Annotated in this window: 22 protein-coding genes; 13 read left to right on the plus strand and 9 right to left on the minus strand. The window is 70.8% G+C overall.

Annotated features, from left to right (window positions below):
- Positions 1–294: 294 nt before the first annotated feature.
- Positions 295–2,655 carry a xanthine dehydrogenase family protein molybdopterin-binding subunit gene (locus V1457_RS28345; protein ID WP_338598105.1) on the minus strand — a complete coding sequence of 787 codons (2,361 nt, stop codon included), beginning with the start codon at positions 2,653–2,655 and terminating at the stop codon, positions 295–297.
- 99 nt (positions 2,656–2,754) lie between these two features.
- Here V1457_RS28345 and V1457_RS30720 point away from each other — a divergent pair, with 99 nt between their 5' ends.
- The 3 genes from V1457_RS30720 to V1457_RS28360 are packed head-to-tail and all read left to right on the plus strand — an operon-like array spanning position 2,755 to position 5,011.
- Positions 2,755–2,961, plus strand: coding sequence for a hypothetical protein (locus V1457_RS30720; protein ID WP_200072974.1), 207 nt, complete (start codon positions 2,755–2,757; stop codon positions 2,959–2,961).
- Between the two features lie 3 nt (positions 2,962–2,964).
- The gene (locus V1457_RS28355; RefSeq protein WP_338598106.1) at positions 2,965–3,936 is read left to right on the plus strand and encodes an LLM class F420-dependent oxidoreductase; all 972 of its coding nucleotides are present in this window, start codon (positions 2,965–2,967) and stop codon (positions 3,934–3,936) included.
- Positions 3,937–3,946: 10 nt separating this feature from the next.
- A complete protein-coding gene (locus tag V1457_RS28360) occupies positions 3,947–5,011 on the plus strand; it encodes an NAD-dependent epimerase/dehydratase family protein (protein ID WP_338598107.1) in 1,065 nt (354 codons plus the stop codon).
- 90 nt (positions 5,012–5,101) lie between these two features.
- Here V1457_RS28360 and V1457_RS28365 read toward each other — a convergent pair whose 3' ends face one another.
- Positions 5,102–5,902, minus strand: coding sequence for a phosphatase PAP2 family protein (locus V1457_RS28365; RefSeq protein WP_338598109.1), 801 nt, complete (start codon positions 5,900–5,902; stop codon positions 5,102–5,104).
- Between the two features lie 331 nt (positions 5,903–6,233).
- Between V1457_RS28365 and V1457_RS28370 the strand changes: the two genes are divergently transcribed.
- The 6 genes from V1457_RS28370 to V1457_RS28395 are packed head-to-tail and all read left to right on the plus strand — an operon-like array spanning position 6,234 to position 11,333.
- Positions 6,234–7,526 (plus strand): ATP-binding protein, encoded by a 1,293-nt coding sequence (locus tag V1457_RS28370; protein WP_338598110.1) that lies wholly within the window; start codon positions 6,234–6,236, stop codon positions 7,524–7,526.
- The gene (locus tag V1457_RS28375; protein WP_338598112.1) at positions 7,523–7,945 is read left to right on the plus strand and encodes a roadblock/LC7 domain-containing protein; all 423 of its coding nucleotides are present in this window, start codon (positions 7,523–7,525) and stop codon (positions 7,943–7,945) included. Before V1457_RS28370 ends, V1457_RS28375 begins: the two co-directional genes overlap by 4 nt.
- On the plus strand, positions 7,942–8,310 hold the full coding sequence (locus tag V1457_RS28380; RefSeq protein ID WP_200072979.1) for a DUF742 domain-containing protein: 369 nt from the start codon (positions 7,942–7,944) through the stop codon (positions 8,308–8,310). Before V1457_RS28375 ends, V1457_RS28380 begins: the two co-directional genes overlap by 4 nt.
- Positions 8,279–8,902 (plus strand): ATP/GTP-binding protein, encoded by a 624-nt coding sequence (locus tag V1457_RS28385; protein ID WP_338598115.1) that lies wholly within the window; start codon positions 8,279–8,281, stop codon positions 8,900–8,902. Before V1457_RS28380 ends, V1457_RS28385 begins: the two co-directional genes overlap by 32 nt.
- Complete coding sequence (locus V1457_RS28390; protein ID WP_338598117.1) at positions 8,899–10,140, plus strand: cytochrome P450; 1,242 nt, start codon at positions 8,899–8,901, stop codon at positions 10,138–10,140. Before V1457_RS28385 ends, V1457_RS28390 begins: the two co-directional genes overlap by 4 nt.
- Positions 10,116–11,333 (plus strand): cytochrome P450, encoded by a 1,218-nt coding sequence (locus V1457_RS28395; RefSeq protein ID WP_338598119.1) that lies wholly within the window; start codon positions 10,116–10,118, stop codon positions 11,331–11,333. The genes V1457_RS28390 and V1457_RS28395 overlap by 25 nt, the downstream gene beginning before the upstream one ends.
- Positions 11,334–11,555: 222 nt before the next feature.
- On the opposite strand, the gene V1457_RS28400 is transcribed toward V1457_RS28395, so the two are convergent.
- Positions 11,556–12,302 (minus strand): SDR family oxidoreductase, encoded by a 747-nt coding sequence (locus tag V1457_RS28400; RefSeq protein WP_200072983.1) that lies wholly within the window; start codon positions 12,300–12,302, stop codon positions 11,556–11,558.
- Positions 12,303–12,468: 166 nt separating this feature from the next.
- Between V1457_RS28400 and V1457_RS28405 the strand changes: the two genes are divergently transcribed.
- On the plus strand, positions 12,469–12,954 hold the full coding sequence (locus V1457_RS28405; RefSeq protein WP_200072984.1) for a histidine phosphatase family protein: 486 nt from the start codon (positions 12,469–12,471) through the stop codon (positions 12,952–12,954).
- Between the two features lie 225 nt (positions 12,955–13,179).
- On the opposite strand, the gene V1457_RS28410 is transcribed toward V1457_RS28405, so the two are convergent.
- Positions 13,180–13,752 (minus strand): hypothetical protein, encoded by a 573-nt coding sequence (locus tag V1457_RS28410; RefSeq protein WP_295143525.1) that lies wholly within the window; start codon positions 13,750–13,752, stop codon positions 13,180–13,182.
- A gap of 200 nt (positions 13,753–13,952) precedes the next feature.
- Here V1457_RS28410 and V1457_RS28415 point away from each other — a divergent pair, with 200 nt between their 5' ends.
- A complete protein-coding gene (locus V1457_RS28415; RefSeq protein WP_200072986.1) occupies positions 13,953–14,858 on the plus strand; it encodes a LysR family transcriptional regulator in 906 nt (301 codons plus the stop codon).
- A 308-nt stretch (positions 14,859–15,166) separates the two neighbouring features.
- On the opposite strand, the gene V1457_RS28420 is transcribed toward V1457_RS28415, so the two are convergent.
- The gene (locus tag V1457_RS28420) at positions 15,167–16,420 is read right to left on the minus strand and encodes an MFS transporter (protein WP_200073044.1); all 1,254 of its coding nucleotides are present in this window, start codon (positions 16,418–16,420) and stop codon (positions 15,167–15,169) included.
- 355 nt (positions 16,421–16,775) lie between these two features.
- Here V1457_RS28420 and V1457_RS30725 point away from each other — a divergent pair, with 355 nt between their 5' ends.
- The gene (locus tag V1457_RS30725) at positions 16,776–16,853 is read left to right on the plus strand and encodes a putative leader peptide (RefSeq protein WP_367269023.1); all 78 of its coding nucleotides are present in this window, start codon (positions 16,776–16,778) and stop codon (positions 16,851–16,853) included.
- Positions 16,854–16,945: 92 nt separating this feature from the next.
- Positions 16,946–18,265, plus strand: a complete 1,320-nt coding sequence (locus V1457_RS28425) for an MFS transporter (protein WP_338598126.1) — start codon at positions 16,946–16,948, stop codon at positions 18,263–18,265.
- Here the strand turns inward: V1457_RS28425 and V1457_RS28430 are convergent, their stop codons facing one another.
- The 4 genes from V1457_RS28430 to V1457_RS28445 all read right to left on the minus strand — a co-directional run bounded on the left by V1457_RS28430 (position 18,266) and on the right by V1457_RS28445 (position 22,376).
- Complete coding sequence (locus V1457_RS28430) at positions 18,266–18,964, minus strand: GAF and ANTAR domain-containing protein (protein WP_295145071.1); 699 nt, start codon at positions 18,962–18,964, stop codon at positions 18,266–18,268.
- 68 nt (positions 18,965–19,032) lie between these two features.
- Positions 19,033–19,446 carry an STAS domain-containing protein gene (locus tag V1457_RS28435; protein WP_338598130.1) on the minus strand — a complete coding sequence of 138 codons (414 nt, stop codon included), beginning with the start codon at positions 19,444–19,446 and terminating at the stop codon, positions 19,033–19,035.
- A gap of 276 nt (positions 19,447–19,722) precedes the next feature.
- Positions 19,723–20,724 (minus strand): Gfo/Idh/MocA family oxidoreductase, encoded by a 1,002-nt coding sequence (locus V1457_RS28440; protein ID WP_338598133.1) that lies wholly within the window; start codon positions 20,722–20,724, stop codon positions 19,723–19,725.
- A 245-nt stretch (positions 20,725–20,969) separates the two neighbouring features.
- Positions 20,970–22,376, minus strand: a complete 1,407-nt coding sequence (locus V1457_RS28445) for a sugar porter family MFS transporter (RefSeq protein WP_338598136.1) — start codon at positions 22,374–22,376, stop codon at positions 20,970–20,972.

Below are 22,376 nucleotides of genomic sequence, written 5' to 3' on the forward strand. Positions count from 1 at the left end.
TTCGCAGCACGGAGCGGGTCCACGTGGTGATCGCTCCGGCAATGGCGAACAGTCCGGCGGCTTCAATCGACAGGGCCACGACGATGTGGTTCATGGAGATCTCTCCTGCGGCTAACGCGATTTTGATCGGTCATGGGAGAAAACGCCGCATTAGCTGATCTTGGGTGCTTAGACGCTGCGCCCGCCACCGGTTCTGCTCTTCATCTCCCGCCCTCTGCATCGCTGCGCCCCGGGCCGGTATTTCACCCGATCTCGCTCGCCGCGGGTGAGGTATGCCACAAGCCGTTCGGGCCGTTACACGACCGCCTCATCGGCGTCTTCCTGCACCTCATCGCCCCGCACGGGCAACGTCGCGAACGCGGCGGGCGGCTCCTGCCACGGCGAGGCCAGCGTGCCCGCGCGCGCATCCCGGATCGTCTGCCACACCCGCTGCGGAGTCGCGGGCATGTCGACGTGGCGAACCCCGAGGTGGCTGAGCGCGTCGACGACCGCGTTCTGCACCGCGGGCGTCGACCCGACCGTGGCGGACTCGCCGATTCCCTTGGCGCCCAAGGGATTGTGCGGAGTATCGGTCTCGGTGTTGACGACCTCCAGCGCGGGCACGTCCGCCGCCGAAGGCATCGCGTAGTCGGCCAGCGTCGCCGTCGCCGGGTTGCCGTCCTCGTCGTAGGACATCTGCTCCCACAGCGCCTGCGCGATGCCCTGCACCGCACCGCCCTGCTGCTGACCGCGCACCAGCTTCGGGTTCACGATCCGGCCGCAGTCGTCGACGGCGATGTGCCGCAGCGGCGTCACGAAACCCGTTTCGCTGTCGATCTCCACCACCGAGACGTGCGCGCCGAACGGGAACGTGGCGCCACCCGGCTTGAAGTCGGTGGTGCCGGAAAGTTCGCCGTCCCCGGCGACCCGCACCAGCTCCGCCCAGCTCACCGTCGCACCGGGAGCCCCGGCGACGCCGAGCCCGCCGTCGGTGACCCGGATGTCGTCCGGGGACGCCTCGAGCCTGGCCGCGGCGAGTTCGCGTGCCTTGCGCAGCACCACTTCCCCGGCTTCGCGCACCGCGCTGCCGCCGACCTGCAGCGAGCGCGAGCCGCCGGTGCCGCCGCCGCGCGGGACGGTGGCGGTGTCGGACTGCACGAACTCCACCGACTCCATCGGGATGCCCAGCAGGTCGGAGACCAGCATGGAGAACGCGGTGGCGTGGCCCTGCCCGTGCGCAGAAGTGCCGACCTTGATGGTGGCGCCGCCCTCGTGCACGTCCACTTCGGCGAACTCGCCGGAACCGCCGCCGGTGATCTCGACGTAACTGCTCAGGCCGATGCCCAGCAGCTTCGGATCGTCCGCTGCGCGGCGCCGGGCCTGCTCGGCGCGCAGCTGTTCGTAACCGGCGATCCGCAGCGCCTCGGTCAGCGCCAGGTCGTAGTCGCCGCTGTCGTAGCCGGCGCCGGTCAGCGTGGTGTGCGGGAACTGCTCCGGGCGCAGGAAGTTGCGGCGGCGCAGCTCGGCCGGGTCGATGCCGAGCTCGGCGGCGCCCATGTCGATCAGCCGCTCCAGCATCGCCGCGGCCTCCGGCCTGCCAGCGCCGCGGAACGCGCCGACCGGGGTCGTGTTGGTCAGGACCATCACGCCGTCGTAGCTCAACGCCGGGAGGCGGTAGACGCCCTGGGACATCAGCCGGGTCGGGCCGAGCGCGAGCGAACCGCCGAAACCGGCGTAGGCACCGGCGTCGCCGACCACCCGCGCGCGCAGGCCGACGATGTCGCCTTCGCGGCTCAGGCCCAGCTCGGCGAACTGCACCTGCGCCCGGCCGTGCGGCATCGACTGCATGTTCTCCGAGCGCGACTCCACCCACTTCGCGGGCCGCCCGAGCTCGCGGGCGGCGGCGATCACCACCAGGTATTCCGCGGCCGCGCCCGCCTTGCCGCCGAACGCGCCGCCCACGTGCGGGGCGATCACCCGCACCCGCTGCTGATCCCAGCCGAACGAACCGGCCAGGCCGCTGCGCAACCCGTGCGGCATCTGCGTGGAGGCGTAGACGGTGACCTCGTGGTCGTCGTCCGGTCCGCCCGCGATCGCGGCGAAGGCGTTGCCCTCCATGGGAACCACGGCCAGCCGCTGGTTCTCGATGCGGGCGCGCACCACCACGTCGGCGCCCGCCAGCACGTCGGCTCCGGCGGCGTCCCGATAGCCGCTGGCGATGTTCGAGCCGTGCTCGGGGAACTGCGCCGGAGCGTCCGGGGCCAGTGCGCCCACCGGGTCCACCGCCACGTCCAGCGGGTCGTAGTCGACGTCGACGAGTTCGAGCGCGTCGGCGAGCGCTGCGGTGTCCTCGGCGACCACGGCCACCACCGGTTCACCGGCGAACCGGACGCGATCGGTGGCCAGCGGCTCGCGGGTGAAGTCGCCGACCGGGATGAACGCCTGCACCGGCGGCAGGTCCAGATCCTTCGCGGTGTAGACGGCGACCACGCCCGGTGCGGCGGCCGCAGCGCTCGTGTCGATTTCGGAGATCAGCGCGTGCGCCAGGGGTGAGCGCACGAAACCCACGTGCAGCACGCCTTCCAGCGGCAGGTTGTCCACGTAGGTGGCGCGCCCGCGCAGCAAATCCGGGTCCTCGACCCTGTTGACCTCGTTGCCCAGCAGAGATCCGACCATGATCCGAGCCTAGCCGTGGTGGCGGCCGCTGCACAGCCTGTGTCGGCGCCGACCGGTGCGGGTAGCCGCCGGGACGAGCCGACTACGGAGGTGCTGCCCGTGCAGGCACTGACCTGGCAAGGACCGCGCGAGGTGCGCGTCGAGCAGGTGCCCGATCCGCGCCGCGAGGCCGGTACCGATGCGCTCGTGCGGGTCACCTCGAGCGCGATCTGCGGATCCGATCTGCACCCGCCCGCGCAGGCACCGCAAGGCTACGAGCAGTTCCAGCGCACGACCGGCGGCACGATCATGGTCGAGACGGAGTGACTCATGGTCCGCTTCGGCTACACGTTGATGACCGAGCAGTCCGGGCCGCGCGCGCTGGTCCGGCACGCCCCGCTGGCCGAACGCGCGGGGTTCGATTTCGCGGTGATGAGCGACCACTTCTCGCCGTGGCTGGACACCCAGGCGCACTCCCCTTACGCGTGGAGCGTGCTGGGCGCGGTCGCGCAGGCCACCGAGCGGATCGAGCTGATGACCTACGTGACGGCGCCGATCATGCGTTACCACCCGGCCGTGGTGGCGCAGAAGGCCGCGACGATCGGGCTGCTGTCCGAGGAGCGGTTCACCCTCGGGCTCGGCGCCGGGGAGAACCTCAACGAGCACGTGATCGGACAGGGCTGGCCGCCGGTGAACGTGCGGCACGAAATGCTCTCCGAAGCCGTCGAGATCATCCGGGCGCTCTCCGGCGGCGAGTACGTCAACTACACCGGGCGGCACTACCGCGTGGATTCGGCGAAGCTCTGGGACGTTCCGCAGCGTCCGGTGCCGATCGGCGTCGGAGTGTCCGGGCCGCAGTCGGTGCGGCGGTTCGCGCCCGCCGCCGAAGCGATGATCTCCACCGAGCCGCAGGCCGAACTGTGCCGGGGCTGGGACTCGGCAGGCGGCGGTGACCGCAAGATCGGGCAGCTGCCGGTTTCCTGGGGCACCGACCGGGACGCCGCGGTGCGCCGCGCGCACGAGCAGTTCCGCTGGTTCGCCGGGGGCTGGAAGGTCAACGCGGAACTTCCCGGCCCGGCCGCCTTCGCCGGGGCGACGCAGTACGTGCGGCCGGAGGACGTGGCGGCCACGATCCCGTGCGGCCCGGACGTGCAGCCGATCGTGGATTCCGTGTCGGCGTTCTGGCAGGCCGGGTTCACCGACGTGGCGCTGGTGCAGATCGGCGGCGACGACCACCAGGACGGGTTTTTCGAGTTCGCCGAACGCGAGCTGCTGCCCGCGCTGCGCAAAGCATCGTCCTAGGAGGTCTGCGATGAGCGGCGGAATCCGCGTGGTGGTGCTGGGCGGTACCGGCAACATCGGAACCAGCACCGTGCAAGCTCTGGCCAGCGAGCCGGGTGTGGAAGAGGTCGTGGCCGCCTCCAGGCGCCGCCCGCGGAGTTCGTTCGGGCCGAAAGTGCGCTGGTCGCACGTGGACATCAGCAACGATGACCTGACCGAGGTCCTCTCGGGCGCGGACGCCGTGGTGCAGCTGGCCTGGATCTTCCAGCCGACGCACGACCCGATCACGACCTGGCGCAACAACGTGCTCGGCGGACTGCGGGTGTTGCGGGCGGTCGCGGCCGAACAGGTGCCCGTGCTGGTGTTCGCCTCATCGGTGGCGGCCTACTCACCGGGCCCGCCGGAGCGGGCGGTGGACGAGAGCTGGCCGACCGACGGCTGGCCGGGCGCGGCCTACTCGCGGGAGAAGGCTTACCTGGAGCGCTGCCTGGACGAGTTCGAGCGGGCGCACTCGGCGACCCGGGTGGTGCGGATGCGCACCGCGTTCTCCTTCAAGGAGCAGTCCGCGGCGCAACAGCGGCGGCTGTTCCTCGGGCCGTTCGTGCCGAACCGGGCGGTGCGCCCGTCGCTGGTGCCGATCGTGCCCGCGTTGCCGGGGCTGCGGTTCCAGGCGGTGCACAGCGACGACCTCGGCGCGGCCTACCGGCAGGCGGTGCTGCGGTCGTCGGCGCAGGGCGCGTTCAACGTGGCCGCGCATCCGGTGCTGGATGCGCAGGCGCTCGCGAACCTCCTGGGCGCGCGCACGGTTCCGGTGCCGCGCGGGCCGGTGCGCGGTGCGCTGCGGGCGGCTTGGGACCTGCACCTGGTGCCCGCGTCGCCGGAGCTGTTCGACACGTTCCTGCGGCTGCCGATCATGGACACCGGCCGCGCGGAGTCCCTTTTGGACTGGCAGCCGGAGCGTTCCGCGCCGGAGGCCGTGCAGGCGTTCCTGCGCGGAGTCCGCACGTCCGCGGGCGCGGACACCCCACCGCTGCGCCCGAACGTGCCGGGCGGACGGCTGCACGAGCTGCGCACCGGCGTCGGAGCCCGGCAGTGAGAGATCGATCTGAGTGAACGGACTGTTCGTCCGGCTAGATTGGACGAACAGTCCGTTCGCTCGGAAACGGAACGGGAGCTGACGTAGGGCTCAGCGGCGGGCGCGTGGGATCCGCGCGGTGGGCGCCTCCGCGGACATCGGCGCGGGCAGCCGCGTCGTCGGCATATCGCCCGCCTGCGCGTCGAGCACCGGCAGATCGCGGGTGGTGCCGTCCGTGGCGGGCAAGTGCTTCCACCCCGAATCCGGGCCCGGGCCGAACAACAGCGCTCCGGCCGTGAGCCCGCGGGCACCGTCCACGACCGGTTCGAGCATCCGCGCCAGCCGCGGCAGCAGCGCCGCGACCGCCGCACCCAGCAGCAACCCGACCAGCACGTCGTGCGGGTAGTGCACCCCCACGTAGACCCGCGACAACGCGGTCGCCAGCGCCAGCACGACGCCGAGCCACAACCACGCCCGGCGCACGCAGATCAACGCCACCGCGGATGCACCGGCGAGCGTGGCGTGGTTGCTCGGGAACGACCAGTCCCCCACCTCGGGGCACTGCTCGATGGTGCTGATCCGGGGGAACGCGCGGCACGGGCGGTCCTCCTGGATGAACGTCTTGAGCACTTCGCTGATCAGGTAGGCCAGCAGCACCAGCGGGACCGCGAGCACCGCCCGCGCCGACTCCGCGGCCGTTCCCGGGCGGGAGCGCCAGATCAGCACGCCGAAGATCAGCAGGAACGCGACGATGATCGCGTCGGTGGCGAACGCGCCGAAGCCCTGCAGGAACGCCGGACTCGCCGCGCCCGACCCAGCCAGGTCCCGGTACCACCACTCGCTGATGTCCGGAACACCCGGAACGTTCTGGGAAATGCGGGATTTCCCGAAGATGAACGAAAGATGAAGCACCGCTATATCGTAAGGAGATCAACAATGCCGGCCCGCGCCCGCCCCCGCGGGAAACCGGTGCCACGTCTGGCGCACACCCACATCCCGACGCACCGCCGCGCAAGGTCTTTTCGAGTGATCACCGAGTAGCGGTCGTCACAAAATCTGCTCCATTCACGCGAAACCGGACGGCGGGAATGCCGGGTGATCAACCTTCGCTACGGTGACCTGCGGGCACGGCAGCACTGCGGGGCGGCAGCGCTGCGGGGCGGCGACGCTGCGGGCGGCGGCCTCGGGTGCCCCGCGGACGGCCGACGAATCCGCGCACTGCGTGCGGAGGTATGAGGAATCGATGGGACAAACGACAGGCTGGATGGTCGGCGGGCTGCTCGTCCTGGTGGTGCTGCTCGGCGCCGCGGTGGCGGTGCTGGGAACGCGGTTGGCGCGGCAGAACCGCGAACGGTGGCAGCCGCCGGTGCTGGAGCAACCGCCGCCACCGGTGCTGGAAGCCCGCCCCGAACCACCGCCGGAACCGGCCCCGCCGGTCCGTGCCGACCTGGACTACCGGCGCGAGGTGGTGCAGGGCGCGCAGGAAGCGCTCGGCGGCACGATGCGGCGCATCCTGGCGCTGACGAACAACGCGGCCGAACAGCTCCAGCAGATGCAGCGCTCGCACGGCCCGGAGGTGCTGGAAGACCTGCTGCCGATCGACCACCTGCTCGCGCAGGCGCAGCGCCGCGCGCAGATGGTGACCGTGCTGTGCGGCTCCACCCCCGGCCAGCAGCGTTCCTCGCAGCTGCTGGCGCGGCTGGTCGGCGCGGCGCAGTCCCGCATCCACGACTACGACCGGGTCCGGTTGTCCACTCGGGACACCACGACGGCGGTGCTGGGCCGGGTGGTCGAGCCGATCAGCGCCGGCCTGGCCGAGCTGCTGGACAACGCGACTCGCTCGTCCCCGCCGACCGCGCCGGTCGACGTGCTGATCACCGCCGAGTACCACGGGGTGTCGATCGAGATCCACGACGGCGGCGTGGGGATGCCGCCGGACGCGCTGGGCCAGGCCAACGCGCTGCTGGCGCACGGCGAGTCCGAAGTGGAGCTGACCGAGCTGGGCAACCCGCCGCGCACCGGGCTGGCCGGCTGCGGCGTGCTGGCGGCCAGCTACGGCTTCCACGTGCGCCTCGACGCCGCGTCCAGCCGGGGCGGGCTGCGCGCGGTGCTGCTGGTGCCGCACAACCTGCTGACCACTCTGGAACCGGCGACCACCGAGGGGGCACCGGCCGCGGCGCAGACCGCGGAGGCCGAACCCGCGCCGCGGCACCGCCGCAGCGAACCGGAACCGGACACCACCGCCTCCGGGCTGCCGAAGCGGCCGCGCCGCACGGTGACCCGCTCCGGCGACCTGTCCGAGGACCCAGCAGCAGGCGACACCGCGGAGTCCGTCGGCGACACGGCTGGACTGCGCACCCAGGACGTCGCGAAGACGCTGCGCGGCCTGCAACGCGCGAGCCGCCCGACGACGGATCAGGACGTGGGGCCGTCTGACGTGGCGGCACCGGACATCCCCGGACCGGACGGCGCGGTCGGCGACCGCGCAGCGGGGGATCCGACCGCCACCTCATCAGGAAAGGACGCGAACGCATGAGCGAGACCGCTCGCCGAGCGCTGCCGGACCGCACCTGGGTGCTCGACGACCTGGTCGAGCACGCCGGGATCCGCGCGGCCATCGCGGTGTCCGGGGACGGGATGCTGCTGGTCAAGAACGCCGCTCTGGACCGCGCCGACGCGGAGCGGTGGGCGGCCGTGAGCGCCCCGCTGCAGTCCTGCGCCCGGCACGGGATGGAACCGCTGGGCTACCCGACCGGTGGTTTCGAGCAGGTGATGGTGCAGCACGCCCGCGGCTTCCAGCTGCTGCAGCCGTTCGGCGAGGAGTCGTACCTGGTGCTGGTCACCGAAGCGGACGCCGACCTCGGCGTGGTGGCCACCGAGATGCAGGCGACCGCTCAGCGGCTCGGGCAGGAGATGGGCACGGCTGCGCGCACCGCCGCCGGGAACCGGCCGTGAGCCCAGGCCCGCACAGACGCGAATCCGAGCTGGTGCGCTCGTACGTGCTCACCCGCGGGCGGGCGCGCGCGGACAACCCGGTGGAACCCGCGACGCTGGTGCGGGCCGTATCGCGCGGCACCGTGCCCGAACTCGAACCGGACCGCCGCCGGATCGTGCAGGTCTGCCAGGGCGGGGCGCTGGCGGTGGCGGAGATCGCCGCGCACACCCGGCTGCCGCTGAGCGTCTCGCTCGTGGTGGTCGGGGATCTGATCGATGACGGCTACCTGGCGCCCGCCGCGGCTTCCCGGCCGTCGGCCACGCCCAGCCCGGACCTGTTGAAGGAGGTGCTGGATGGACTTCGCAACCTGGACACCTCCGCATGAGTCGGCCTACCTCGCCCCGACCGTGCGCCGCTCGGCGAAGATCCTGATCGTCGGCCCCGCCGGGGTCGGCAAGACCACGTTCGTCGACACCATGTCGGAGATCCAGCCGCTGCACACCGAGGAATCGCTGACCGCGGCCAGCGAGGGCGTGGACGACCTGCGCGGCACTCCGGCGAAGACGACCACGACGGTGGCGCTGGACTTCGGGCGGCGCACGCTCAACGAGCAGCTGGTGCTGTACCTGTTCGGCACGCCGGGGCAGCAGCGGTTCAACTACCTTTGGCGGACTTTGGCGCGCGGCGCGCTGGGCGCGATGGTGCTGGTGGACACCCGGCGGCCGGACGCCTCGTTCGACGTGATGGACCGGGTGGAGCAGCTGGAGGTGCCGTACGCGATCGCGGTGAACGCCTTCGACACCGCGCCGCGCTACCCGGCCGAGGAGCTGCGCGAGGCGATGGACCCGCCGCCGGGCACACCGCTGGGCATCTGCGACGCGCGCGACGAGCCGTCCTGCAACCGAATGCTGATCACGCTGGTGGAAAACGTGCTCGCCGGCGCGGGCACGACGAAGGAGCACGGAGTCTCGGCTTGACCACTCATCTCGACACCGAGCGCATCCCGCTGTACGGCGAGGACTTCACCGGGAACCCGGACCGGGTCTATTCGCAGCTGCGCTCGCGCGGCCCGATCGTGCCGGTGGAACTCGCCCCGGACGTGCCCGCGATGCTGGTGGTGGACTACGACACGGCGCTGCAGGTGCTGCGCAGTCCGCACGTGTTCGTGAAGGACTCGCGCCGCTGGCAAGCCACCGCGCCTGCGGACGCGCCGGTGCTGCCGATGATGTCGTGGCGGCCGAACACCTTGTTCGCCGACGGGGAGCGGCACGCGCGGCTGCGCCCGCCGGTGGCCAACAGCCTCGACCTGGTCAAGCCCGCGCAGCTGCGGCGGTACGTGCGCAGCAGCGCGGCCGGGCTGATCCGCGGGTTCACCGGCCGCGGGCACGCCGACCTGCTCGGCGAGTTCGCCGCGCAGCTGCCGATGCTGGTGCTGCAGCAGATGTTCGGCTGCCCGGCGGAGATCTCGCAGGCGATGGTCGCCGCGATCGCCGCGCTCTGGGACGGCACCGACCCGCAGCTGGCCAACCAGTACCTGGAGGCCAGCGTCACCGACCTGGTCGAGTACAAGCGCGCCAACCCGGGCGACGACATCGCCACCCGGCTGATCGAGCACCCGCACGGCCTCGACGACGAGGAGCTGCTGCACCAGCTGATCATCATGATGGGCGCCGGTGCGGAGCCGCTGGGCAACTGGATCGCCAACGCGCTGTACCTGCTGCTGACCGAGCACCGGGTGGCCGACGCGGTGGCCACCGGCAGCGTCGCGCTCGACGAAGCGCTCGACGACGTGCTGTGGCGCTACACGCCGCTGGCGAACTACGCGATCACCTACCCGCGGCACCCGGTGCACCTGGGCCGGGTGTTGCTGCCCGCGGACCAGCCGGTGGTGATCTCGATGGCGGCGATCAACACCGACCCGGCGCTGCACCCGACCGGGCAGGTTCCCGCGGGCAACCGCGCGCACCTGGCGTTCAGCGCGGGCGCGCACAGCTGCCCGGCGAGCAGGCCCGCGCGGTTGATCGCGACCGTGGCGTTGGAGACGCTGCTGGACTACGTTCCCGAGGTCGAGTTGGATGATCAGCAACCGCTGCGGTGGCGTCCGGGTCCGTTCCACCGGGCGCTGACCGCCCTGCCGGTGCGCTTCCCCGCCGTGGCAACGCTCGCCGAACCCGCCCAAGGAGGACCCGCATGTCCGCATCAGGATGCCCGCTGACCCCGCTCGACCCGTCCGGCGCCGACGTGCACGGCGAAGCGCACCGGCTGCGCGAGCACGGCTCGGCCGCGCAGGTGACCTTGCCGGGCGAGGTCCCGGCGTGGGTGGTCACCGAGCACGGCAGGCTGCGCGGGCTGCTGGCGGACGAGCGGGTGTCGAAGGATCCGCGACAGCACTGGCCCGCCTGGATCCGCGGCGAGATCCCCGGCGACTGGCCGCTGATCTCGTGGGTCGGCGTGGACAACATGTTCACCGCCTACGGCCCGGATCACGCGCGGCTGCGCGGGCTGGTCTCGCGCGCGTTCACGCCGCGCCGGGTCGAGGCGCTGCGTCCGCGCATCACCGAGATCACCGGCGAGCTGCTGGACGCGCTGGCCGGGGAGTCCGAAGTGGACTTGCGCGCGGCGTTCACCTATCCGCTGCCGATCGCGGTGATCACCGAACTGTTCGGCGTTCCCGAGCAGATGCGCGCGGGCCTGCGGCACATCGTCGACGAGGTGTTCCGCACCTCCGCCACTCCGGAGGAGACCGCGGCCACCGCGCAGGAGATGGCGCAGTTCCTCGCCGACCTGATCGAGCACAAGCGCCACCACCCGGCCGACGACCTCACCAGCGGGCTGCTGGCGGCGCGCGACGAGCAGCAGAACCGGCTCAGCGAACGGGAATTGGCCGACACGCTGATCCTGATGATCGGCGCCGGGCACGAGACGACGGTGAACCTGCTGGGCCAGGCGGTGGTCGCGCTGACCACCCACCCCGAGCAGCTCGCGATGCTCCGCAACGGCGAAGTGTCCTGGGACGACGTCGTCGAGGAAACGCTGCGCTGGGAGCCCGCGCTGGCGAACGTGCCGCTGCGCTTCGCCACCACCGACATCCCGCTGCCGGACGGCACGGTGATCGCCGAGGGCGACGCGATCCTGGCGTCCTACGCCGCAGGCAACCGCGACCCCGGGCGCTACGCCGAACCCGACGAGTTCGACGCGCGCCGCGGCGCACGGGACCACTTGGCGTTCGGGCACGGCCCGCACTTCTGCCTCGGCGCGGCGCTGGCGCGGCTGGAGGCGCACATCGCGCTGCCCGCGTTGTTCGAGCGGTTCCCGAAGCTGGAGCTGGCGGTGTCCGCGGGCGAGCTGCCGCCGACCGAGTCGTTCATCTCCAACGGCTACCAGCAGCTGCCGGTGCGGCTCGGCTGAGCCAACCGCGCCCACAGCGGCTTCTGGGCCTTGTCCTGTCAGCGGCGGAGTCGCTGATCAGCGGTCATCCAAGCAACCGGCACCGCCGCGGGTTCTCAGCGGCGTCCTCACGAGGACAGCGGTTTCGCCGCGTAGCGAGCTACGTAAGAAATCGATCGAGGGCGCCGCTGAGGTTCCGCTACCGGCCGCGCAAAATGATCTGCAGCAGTACCTTGCCGCGGCTTACCTGACCTGTTCCGTCGGGCGCACCAGGATTTCGTTGATCGCGGTGCGCCGCGGGCGGGTGGCCATGTAGGCGATCGCGTCGGCGATGTCTTCGGACTGGATCACGCCGAGTTCGGAGGCGGTCCTGGCGTTCGGCGCGGTGTCGTCCTCGCTGGTGGTCAGCTCGGTTTCGACGAGGCCCGGTTCGACCAGGCCGACTCGGACGTGGTGCTCGGCGAGTTCCTGGCGCAGGCCCTCGGAGAAGGCGCCGACCGCGTGCTTGCTGGCGGCGTAGACGTTGCTGTCCGGTGCGGGCATCTTGCGCCCGGCCACGGAGCTGACGGTGATGACGTCGGCGATGCCGCGGGATCCTCGCGCGGCGGCGGTCAGGTGCGGCAGTGCGGCGTGGGTCGCGGAGAGCACTCCGTTGACGTTGATGTCGACCATCTTGCGCCATTCGCTCAGGTCGGCTTCCCGCGCCGGCGCCCACTTGCCGTAGCCGGCGTTGTTGATCAGCACGCCGATGCCGCCGAGTTCGTCGGCCGCGCGGTCGATCGCGGAGCGCACCGCTTCGGCATCGGTGACGTCCACCTCGTAGGCGTGCGCGTCGCCGATCTCCTTGGCGAGCGCTTCCAGCCGGTCGCGGCGGCGCGCGAACAACGCGACCGTGGCGCCTTCGGCGGCCAGCGCGCGGGCGGTCGCCTCCCCGATCCCGCTCGACGCGCCGGTGACGACTGCAGTGGTCCCGTCCAGCTTTCCGGTCATCAGCTGCTCCGTTTCCTCGCGCGGGTCCCCTTTGGACGCTTCGGCAGGGTTGGCCTCTTCGGTGGGTTTTCCGGTCGCACCGGCGGGGAAACGCCGGTGCGCAGTGAACCCGTCCGGTCCACTACTACCCTTCCGCCCAGGCTTGCGACTGCGGAAGGCGAGGGCGATGTATCGCACGTTGTTGGTGTGCCGACATGCGAAGGCCGCGGCTGGGGATGACGACTTCGACCGTCCTCTGGAGCCGCGCGGCGAACGCGACGCGGCGGCGGCCGGGCGCTGGCTGGCCGGGCAGGGCTTCGGCATCGACCGCGCGCTGTGCTCACCCGCGTTGCGTGCCCGGCGAACGTGGGAGCTGGCCGGGGCGGAACTGGTCGACGCGGAAGCGGGCGCGGTCGAAACCGTGCACGACGACCGGATTTACGAGGCGACCGCCGGTGAGCTGATCGCGGTGCTCAACGAACTCCCCGGCTCCGTCGGCACCGCAGCCCTCATCGGCCACAACCCGGGCTTGGAAGACGTCGTCTCGGTGCTCACCGGCCGACCGTGCCGGTTGAAGACGGCCGCGGTTGCCGTGCTCACCGGCCCCGGCGACTGGACCGCGGCCGAACCAGGCTGGGCGCAGCTGCGCGAAATCACCGAACCGCGCGGCTGACGCGCTATCTCGCCCGCGAGTTCCCGGCGCCGACGCGGCGAGTTCCTATGTGGACGGTGTCAGCGCACCATCGAAAAGCCCGCTGAACTGAGCGCAGTTCAGCGGGCTATCGCCGATCTTGCGGTTGATTTCGATACAGCGCGGACGACTGCGGCGCACGACCGAGCGACCAACGCTGGACGCGACAGCCCCCCCCCCCCCCCAGCCTGCCGGTCCCCCGAACCGCTATGCCTCGCAGAGCCAAACGTGATCGGCCGTGTCCGAGCCCCCGCCCAGGTGCGGAGTCGAGTACGGCGCCGGGCCGTAGTAAACGTGGTCCCAGCCACCGCCGTTCCTGCTGCCGGCCCACGCATACGTGCCCGCGGTCTGGTTGTTGTGCAAGCTGGTCGCTTTGTCCAGGAAGTCGTAGTCGGAGTTGTTCAGGTCGTAGTCGCCGCACTTCCAGAACGAGATGGTCCCACCGTGCCCGGACGGCGGCTCGTAGTCGGCATCCGCGTACATGCAGAAGCTGCCGCCTCCGCAGTTCGGCGCGCCGGCTGCCTTCGGCGCTCCGGGAACGTCGAACGTCCGGGTCACCCCCTCCGGGAAGCTGATCTGGTTGAAACCGGTCTGCGTCGCACGCGGAATTCCTGCCAACCTGCGATCGATGTCGGCCTGCAACGCGGCGGCTTGCCGTTCGCTGACACCCGCCGCCCTGGCTTGCTCGGCGAACGGCCGCACCTCTGAGGCGTTGGCGCTGCCCACCATCCCGACCGCCAGTGCTGCGACGGCCGCGGTTCCTCCGACTGCTCTGATCAACGACGCGCCGCTGGATCGCTTTCGCACGCTTTACCTCCGCTTCTTCCGGGACAGCGGGCCCGGCGAACACCGCAGATGCCCGCGAATCTCGGTTTCATATCTTTCGTCGCTTTCGCCTGAAACGTTAGAGCGGTCCAGGCAGCGTGGGAAACAGTTGGTGTCGATCAGCGGCATGGCCGCCATCGATGGAGGTCTTCCGAGTGGTGCTGCACAACGTCGACTTGAACCTGCTTCTTGCATTGGACGCACTTCTCACCGAACGGCACGTGACGCGCGCGGCGGAACGCAACATGGTCGGTCAAGCCGCGATGAGCGCATCGCTCGCCCGGCTGCGCAAGCATTTCGGCGACGTCCTTCTGGTGAAGGAGCGAAACCGTCTGGTGCTGACGCCCTTGGCCGAGTCACTGGTCGCCCCGGCACGCGAGGCGATCGCGGCAGCCGAGGCGACCATGGCCGTCAGCGAACCGTTCGACCCCACCACCGACCACCGCACCTTCCGCGTCATCGCCAGCGACTACGCCATATTCGTGCTGCTCAAGTCATTATTGGCCGAATTCGCCGCGCACACGCCGCGGATTCACCTCAATCTGCTGCCGATACCGGACGACTACCTCGATCAACTAAGACGCGGCCAAGTGGACCTCCTGATCGCCCCGACCGCGTTCACCGGCCCGAACTTCCCCTTTCCGCACGAGGTTCTGTTCGAAGACGGTTTCGTGCTCGCGGCCGACCGCGACAACCCCGACATCGGCCGGTCGGTTTCACCGGAGGAATTCGCGCGCCTGCCCTCCGTCGCTTTCGGCGGTGGTCCGCTGCGCTCCTTGATCGAAGTCCAATTGGACGAACTGGGCGTGCAGCGCAACGTCGAGATCTTCACGCAGAGCTGGGTGATCAACCCGTTCCTGCTTAAAGGCACCCGACTGGTCAGCATCGTGCACGAGCGGCTGGCACGGCCGATCGCCAACCGGATGGGCCTGCGGTTGTTGCCCCCGCCCGCGCCGCTCCGGCCGATCATCGAGGCCATGTACTGGCATTCCCGGAACACGAACGACTCCGCCCACCGCTGGCTGCGAACGCAGATCGCGGATGCCGCGTCCCGCATGTGAGAACCGGTTCAGCAGCTGAAGAACCGGTAGGCGACGAGTGCAGGCAGCGAGGCAGAGCACCAGGACCACGCCCGCGGACGCGGCGCAGGCGATCGGACGGCTGCGCCGGTCGCTTCGTTGCCGGTCGGTCATGTCGTGGCTCGTTCGCACCTTCTCGCGATCGAGTCCGGTCCGGACCGTCAGGAGGGCGATTCCCGCATGGTTTTCTTCGCCGATTCCAGGTTGTCCTGGTAGTCGGCGGCGTACTCCTGGGCGTCCGCGCCGCGCCGATCTTGCGCCGTCAGGAACCCAAAGTAGTACTTGCGATTTCAGGCAGGCACGTGCTCCGGCAGGTCCCAGCGGCGGCGCCGGATCAGCACCGGTGTCACGACACCGCGGTCCTGCGCGGCCAGCACCGCCGCGCGCGTGCGACGCCACCACACGGTCACCCGGAAAACGGCCAGCAGCAGCAACATGACCAGCGCCAGCAGCGCGATCCGGTACTCGCCGACGGCGTCGAGCAGCACACCGACCAGCAGCACCCCGAGCGCGGTGGCCGAATGGCCGCCGACGTTGGCGATGCCGGTCGCGGTGCCGACCTGGTCGATCGGGTTGTAGTCGCGCACCAGCGCGAACGCGACGTTGGAGACCGGGCCGCCGAAGGCGAACATCAGGAAGCTCAGCGACACCACCAGCAGCGGCGGCCGCGCCGAGCTCAGCAGCACCAGCCAGGTCAGCCCGTTGCACAGCAGGTAGCCGAACACGATCGGCACCCGCGCGCCGGGGAACCGGCCGATCAGCGCGCCGACCGGCGGGCCGCCCGCGATCTGCCCGGCGATCAGGATGCTCAGCACCAGGCTGGCTTGCGCGGGCGGCACGCCGACGCCTTCGACCAGATACGGGTAGCCCCACAGCAGGCTCATCACGTTCGGCACGAACATCGTGCCGAAGTGCGTCCAGAACGCCAGCCTCGTGCCGGGAATCGCCCAGGACGAACGGACCTTGCGCAGGATCGTGCGGGCGTCACCGGCACCGGCGGCCGAGCCCGGCGAGTCGCGCAGCACTCCGGCGGTGATCGTCGCGTAGGCCGCGGTGATCGCGCCGACCAGCAGGAACGTCCCGGTCCAGCCGAGTGCGGCGAGGACTCCGGCGAGCGGGAAGGTGGCGGCCACCCCGCCGAGCGCGCCCATCGCCGCGGAGATCGTCGCGACCAGGGCGTACTGCCGCGCGGAGAACCTGGTCGCCACCAGCCGCAGGATGCTCACCCAGGTCAGCGCGTCACCGATGCCGAGCACGGCACGCGCGAGCAGACCCAGCGGGTAGGAGGTGGCGAAGGCGAACAGCAGCTGCCCGCAGCCGAGCAGCAGCACGGCTGCGGTGAGCACGCGCCGCGAACCGAACCGGTCCACCAAGAGGCCCGTGGGGATCTGCATCGCCGCGTAGATGCCGACCTGCAGCACGGTGAACGAGCTCAACGCGGCCGGGCCGACCTGGAACCGGTCGATCGCCAGCGGCCCCGCGACGCCGAGCGTGCCGCGGTGGAACACGGCGGCGAGGTAGGTCAGCACCGCCGCGCCCCACATCAGCCACGCGCGCCGCTGCGCCGCGCGGTCGACGATCGAGGGGGTGGCGGGTGGCGCGCCCGCCAGGGGTTCACGGTCCTCCGGTTCCCGACTCCCAAGTCGGTCGGCAGCCACGTCGAACCCCTCTCCTCGTTGCGCGAGCACGTCCCGCTTCATCCTCGCGCAACGAGCGCGCAACGTTAGCCCCGCGAACCGTGCGATCCCCCACACTGTCCACAGTGGTCACCTGTTCTTCCGGGGCCGTAGGGCCCCTTCGACCAAGCTGGTGCGGCGAAGGGCTCTTCCACTCCGAACGGATCGTGGCGGCAGGCACGGTTCGGTTGACACGGGTTCGGGGCGTTCCTAGCGTCGTGCCGTGCAACCGGCTCTGCTCACCGCGCGCCACCACGTGGATCTGCTGCGTGTGGCGTCCGCGACGTGTCCAGCCTCCTGAGCCCCCACCTGCGCCCGCCCGCCTGACTCCGCGGCGGGCGATCTCCCGCCGCGCTCTCGCGGCCCGAAATTCGCTGCTCAGGAGCCGGATACATGACCGCGACAGCGCCTGCCGACGCGCCGGGTGCCGAGAAGAACGTCCGCACCGTGATCACCTCCAGCGTGATCGGCACGACGGTCGAGTGGTACGACTTCTTCCTCTACAGCACCGCCGCGAGCCTGGTGTTCAACAAGCAGTTCTTCCCCACCGCGAATCCGGCGGTGGGCACCATGCTGGCGTTCACGACGTTCTTCGTCGGGTTCGTCGCCCGCCCGCTCGGCGGTGTCCTATTCGGACACATCGGCGATCGCATCGGCCGCAAGCGCACGCTGGTGACCACCATGGTCGTGATGGGCCTTGCCACGGCCGCGATGGGCGCGCTGCCGACGTACGCGCAGGCCGGGCTGTGGGCGCCGCTGCTGCTGGTGCTGCTGCGGCTGTTCCAGGGCTTGGCGATCGGCGGCGAGTGGGCAGGCGCGGTGCTGATGGCCGTCGAGTACGCACCGCCGGGCAAACGGGCCAGGTACGGGGCGTGGCCGCAAGTCGGGCTCGCCATCGGGCTCGGCTTGGGCACCGGGCTGTTCGCGTTGCTGGGCAACGTTCTCGACGACGCGCAGTTCCTCAGCTACGGCTGGCGGATCGCGTTCGGGCTGAGCCTGGTGCTGGTGTTCGTCGGCTTGATCATCCGCTTGCGCGTCTCGGAAACCCCCGCGTTCCAGCAGATGCGCGAGTTGCAAGGCACCGCGCGGGTGCCGATCGTCGAGCTGTTCCGGGACCGGGTGAGCCGCCGCAACACCGTGCTCGGCCTGCTGTCGCGCTATTCCGAGGGCGCCGCGTTCAACACCTGGGCGGTGTTCTTCCTGACCTACGCCACCGGCACGCTCGGCCTGCCGCGCAACGACGTGCTGGTGGCGGTGATGGCGGCCTCGGTGGTACTGGCGGTGCTGATCCCGCTGGTCGGCGGGCTCGCCGACCGCACGTCGCCGCGGCGGCTGTACGTGATCGGGTCGGCGTTGTTCGCGGTTTCGGTGTATCCGGCGTTCCTGGCGTTCCAGACCCGCGATCCGCTGCTGGCCGGAGTGGTGATCGTGCTCGTGCTGGGCGTCGTGCACGCGGTGATCTACGCGCCGCAGGGCACGTTGTACGCGCAGCTGTCGCCGGTGCGGATGCGCTACACCGGGATGTCGTTCATCTACCAGTTCTCCGGGATCTACGCTTCCGGCCTCACGCCGCTGATCGTCACGTCGTTGCTGGCCGCCGGTGGTGGAACCCCGTGGCTGGCCTGCGGCTACCTCGCGCTCACCGGCGTCGTCGCCACCGTCGCGAGCCTGCTGATCCGGCGCCGCGACCTGTACTTCGACAACGCGGCTTGATCACACCCCCGGGATGCGCCCGGTGCGCACGACCTCGTCGGCGATCGTGTGCAGTTTGATGTTGTTGTCCTGGGAAGCGCGTTGCAGCACGGCGAACGCCATGTCGTCGGAGATCCCGTAGCGCTCCATGACCCGTCCGAGGGCTTTGCCGATCTCCTGGCGGGTTTCCAGCGCGGTGTGCAGCTGATCGCTGGTGCGCACGCTGTTGAGCGCCACCGCCGCGTGCGAGGCCAGCACCCAGCCCAGCCGCTCGGAACCGTCGTCGAAGGCGTGCGGCTCCTTCGCGTACAGGTCGAGGGCGCCGAAGCTCTCCTCCTCGCGGTAGAGCTGGAAGCCCATCATGGCGCCGACTCCGAGCTCCCGGGCCTCGGGGACGTATGCGGGCCAGCGGTCTTCGGTGGCGGTGTCGTCGATGCGGTAAACGGCGTTGTGCCATGGCACGGTGTTGCGCGCGGCGTCGAAGCACGGTCCCTCGCGGTTGCGGGCCTGCGCCTCATCGGAGTGCACGACGAGATCGCTCGAGGTCGCGGCCGTTTCCACCTCCTGCTTGCGCTTGAGCAGCATGATTCCGGCGTCGTCGCAGCGGTCGAGTTCCTGCACGGCCAGCTCGACGACGCGCTCGAGCACCGCCTGCTCCGACCGTTGCGCGGCCAGCTCGCGCGCGATGCGCGCGAAACGCACCGCATGGTCCTCGGCCATCGGACTCCTCCTTTCGTTCACCGCGGTTGGATGCGGGCACCGGCCGGTTCGTCACGCAACAGCGGCGGTCAGCTCGGATCCGTTCGATCGTCCAGCCCGCAAAGAGCAGCCCGAACGGATGGGTGCACGGGCACGACCTCGGGCAACTCCGTTATGTGCAACGCGCGCAGCACTTCGTGCCCGGTGGCCACCAAGGCGAGTTCCACGCCCCGCTCGCGGGCGCGTTCCCCGGCTCGGGCCAGCAGTTGCAACGCGGACACCGCCAGGAAACCGACCCCCGTCAGGTCCAGCAGCACCGTGCGCACCGCGTCCTCGATCCGGGCGAACAGCAGCCGCTCGAATCGCGCGGCGGTGGACTCGTCGACCGCACCGGAGGCGATGATCAGGACGACGTCCGGCCGCGGCCGGTTTACCCGCAGCACCAGCGAATCGCCGAGCGAGTCCGGCCGGTCGGTCTCGCCGCCGGAGTGGGAGGTGTTCAATGCGGTCCCGTCCTCTCCCCGCCGGAGAAGAGCAGCGCAGACCCCCGGGAACCGCGGGCCGGAAAACGGCGCAGTCAGCCACCGGGACCGGATCCGGCGTCTCATCGGCAGGATGTTGGTGATCCCTGGCTGACTGCTCAACCGTCGCCATCCTAGCTGAATCGGACGGCCGGTCCGAGCACAAGGCCACGCATCGGACACGAGTTGCCGGTGCGGCGGATGTGGCGAGGCCGGGAAGGCGCGGACGCGACGGCCGCTGCGAACGCCGCAGCGCGCTCAGCTGCGCACTTCGGACACCGCGACCGGGCGGCCCGTACGGCGCGAGCGGTCGCAGGCCTCGGCGGTGTAGAGCGCCTCCAGCGCTTCCGCTGCGGTGCAAGGGTTTTCCCGCCTGCCCGCGGCGACTTCGACGAACGCGGCGAGTTCCGCGGCGTAGGCGTCGGCGAACCGCTCCATGAACGTGCGGTACGGCGCACCGGACGGCCACGGGATACCGGCCTCGGCAGACGGCAGCGGGGAACGCTCGTCGTTGCCCACGAACAGCGCCCCCTCCGAACCGCACACCTCCAGCCGCACGTCGTGGCCCGCGCCGTTGTAGCGGGTGGCGCTGACCGTGGCCAGCGCGCCGTCGTCGAATTCCAGCAGCGCCGCGCACGTGTCCACGTCGTCACCTTCGGCGAAGAACGCCGCGCCCCGGTTTCCGCCGCGCGCGTAGACCGACACGACCTCGCGGCCGGTGACCCACCGCATGATGTCCAGGTCGTGGATGCTGCAGTCCCGGAACAGCCCGCCGGAGGTGGGGATGTAGGCCGCGGGCGGCGGTTCAGCGTCCGCGGTCACCGCCCGCAGCGTGTGCAGCCAGCCGAGGCGTTCGCCGCGCACGGCGTCCCGCGCGGCCCGGTATCCGGCGTCGAAGCGGCGCTGGAACCCGACCTGCAGCGGAACCGACGCGCGCTCGCTGTGCGCGACGACTTCACGGGTGCCCGCAACATCCGGCGCCACCGGTTTTTCGCAGAACACCGGCACTTCACGGTCCAGTGCCGTGTGGATCAGGCCGGCGTGCGCGTGCGTGGCGGCCGTGATCACCACGGCGTCCACGCCGCGCTCGTAGACCTCGTCCTGCGAACCGGCCGCTTCGACACCGAGCGAGCCCGCGAGCTCCGCGGCCCGCTCCGGCACGGCATCGGCGACCACCAGCCCGTCCACTTCGTCCAGTCCGAGCAGCGTCCGCGCGTGCATCGCGCCGATCCGCCCGGTCCCGAGCAATCCCAGCTCCATGACTGTCCTTCCTGGACTTGCGGCACGGCCTATCTAGGACCCAAATTCGGCCTCGGTGTTGACTTTTAAGCGGCGTCAGCCGCTTTCGCCACGTACGCAACGCAACCACCGGCGGGTTCTCAGGCGTCGTCTCGCGAGGACAGCTCCGACGCCTAGTAGGGCGCTACTTAAGGAGGAGATCCCGCAGCGAGACGGCGCCTGAGGTTCCGCTACCCGACCACCCACGCAAAACGAGTCCGAAACTCTCATAGCTGTCGCATGTCGGCTTCCAGTTGTTCGAGGCTGCGGCCCTTGGTCTCCGGCACCAGCCGCGCGCTGAACACCAGCGAACCCACGTTGAGCACCGCGAACACCCAGAACGTCGCGCTGCCGCCGAGCGCGGCCACCATCGGCGGGAACACCAGCGCCACCACGAAGTTCGCCAGCCACAGCACCAGCACCGCGATGCCCATCGCGAACCCGCGGATGCGCAGCGGGAACAGCTCAGTGATCATCAGCCAGGTCACGGTGCTCACGCTGCTCTGCTGGAACGCCATGTAGACGACCATGAGCCCGAGGATCAGGTAGCTGACCCAGCTCGCCCCGGTGGGCAGCAGGAACGCCAGCGCCAGCAGCACCAGGCAAGCGGTGACCCCGGCCTGCCCGGTCAGCAGCAGCGGTCTGCGGCCGACCCGGTCCATCAGCAGCAGCCCCACCGCCGCGGCCAGCACCGAGATCACGCCGATCGAGATCGTCGCCACGATCGAGGCGACCTCGCCGAGCCCGGTGTCGGTCAGCAGCGAGGGCGCGAAGTAGATGATCGTGTTCACGCCGGTGATCTGCTGCACCACCGCCAGCCCGATGCCGATCACGAACAGCTTGCGCAGCCACGGCTCGCGCAGGTCGCGCCAACCGCCCTTCGCGGCGGCCTCCTGCTCGCCGACTTCGACGATCTGCGCGAGTTCCCGTTCGGCGTCCTCGCGCGTGCGCCCGCGATGCAGCACCGCGCGGGCCTCGGCGAACCGCTGCCGCCCGGCGAACCAGCGCGGCGTGTCCGGCAGGAACAACATGCCCGCGCCGAGCAGCACCGCCGGGATCACGGCCAGCCCGAGCATCCAGCGCCACGCCCCGGCGTCGGCCAGCAGCGCGTTGACGACGTAGGCCAGCAGCTGCCCGGTGACGATCATCAGCCCGTTGAACGTGACCAGGCTGCCGCGCACGTCCGCGGGCGCGATCTCGGAGATGTAGAGCGGCACCACCACCGAGGCCGCGCCGACCGCCAGCCCCAGCACCACGCGGGAGACGACCAGCACCGGCACGCTCGGCGCCAGCGCGCACCCGAGGGTGGCGACGATGAACACGACCGCCGCGCCCAGCAGCGCAGGACGCCGCCCGACCCGGTCGGCGATCCGCCCGCCGGCCAGCGCGCCCGCCGCGGCGCCGAGCAGCAGCGCGCTGGTCACCAGCCCTTCCATGAACGGGCTGAGCCCGAAGTGCGGTGTCATGAACAGCAACGCCCCGGAGATCACTCCGGTGTCGTAGCCGAACAGCGCCCCGCCCAGCGCGGAGATCACCGCGACCGACAGCACGAACCGCTTCGCCTTGCGCACCGCGGCGCGCCGCTGCGCGGCCTCGCCGGGGTCTTCCTCGTTCGAGAGGGCCTTCGCCACCAT

The sequence above is a fragment of the Saccharopolyspora sp. SCSIO 74807 genome (assembly GCF_037023755.1).
GTDB classification, from domain to species: Bacteria; Actinomycetota; Actinomycetes; order Mycobacteriales; family Pseudonocardiaceae; genus Saccharopolyspora_C; species Saccharopolyspora_C galaxeae.

Excerpts from the sequence above, each read along its gene's own strand:
- V1457_RS28345 (WP_338598105.1), bottom strand. The coding sequence starts at position 2,655 with ATGGTCGGATCTCTGCTGGGCAACGAGGTCAACAGGGTCGAGGACCCG.
- V1457_RS28355 (WP_338598106.1), top strand. The coding sequence starts at position 2,965 with ATGGTCCGCTTCGGCTACACGTTGATGACCGAGCAGTCCGGGCCGCGC.
- V1457_RS28360 (WP_338598107.1), top strand. The coding sequence starts at position 3,947 with ATGAGCGGCGGAATCCGCGTGGTGGTGCTGGGCGGTACCGGCAACATC.
- V1457_RS28370 (WP_338598110.1), top strand. The coding sequence starts at position 6,234 with ATGGGACAAACGACAGGCTGGATGGTCGGCGGGCTGCTCGTCCTGGTG.
- V1457_RS28375 (WP_338598112.1), top strand. The coding sequence starts at position 7,523 with ATGAGCGAGACCGCTCGCCGAGCGCTGCCGGACCGCACCTGGGTGCTC.
- V1457_RS28385 (WP_338598115.1), top strand. The coding sequence starts at position 8,279 with ATGGACTTCGCAACCTGGACACCTCCGCATGAGTCGGCCTACCTCGCC.
- V1457_RS28395 (WP_338598119.1), top strand. The coding sequence starts at position 10,116 with ATGTCCGCATCAGGATGCCCGCTGACCCCGCTCGACCCGTCCGGCGCC.
- V1457_RS28400 (WP_200072983.1), bottom strand. The coding sequence starts at position 12,302 with ATGACCGGAAAGCTGGACGGGACCACTGCAGTCGTCACCGGCGCGTCG.
- V1457_RS28405 (WP_200072984.1), top strand. The coding sequence starts at position 12,469 with ATGTATCGCACGTTGTTGGTGTGCCGACATGCGAAGGCCGCGGCTGGG.
- V1457_RS28420 (WP_200073044.1), bottom strand. The coding sequence starts at position 16,420 with ATGTGGGGCGCGGCGGTGCTGACCTACCTCGCCGCCGTGTTCCACCGC.
- V1457_RS28425 (WP_338598126.1), top strand. The coding sequence starts at position 16,946 with ATGACCGCGACAGCGCCTGCCGACGCGCCGGGTGCCGAGAAGAACGTC.
- V1457_RS28430 (WP_295145071.1), bottom strand. The coding sequence starts at position 18,964 with ATGGCCGAGGACCATGCGGTGCGTTTCGCGCGCATCGCGCGCGAGCTG.
- V1457_RS28440 (WP_338598133.1), bottom strand. The coding sequence starts at position 20,724 with ATGGAGCTGGGATTGCTCGGGACCGGGCGGATCGGCGCGATGCACGCG.
- V1457_RS28445 (WP_338598136.1), bottom strand. The coding sequence starts at position 22,376 with ATGGTGGCGAAGGCCCTCTCGAACGAGGAAGACCCCGGCGAGGCCGCG.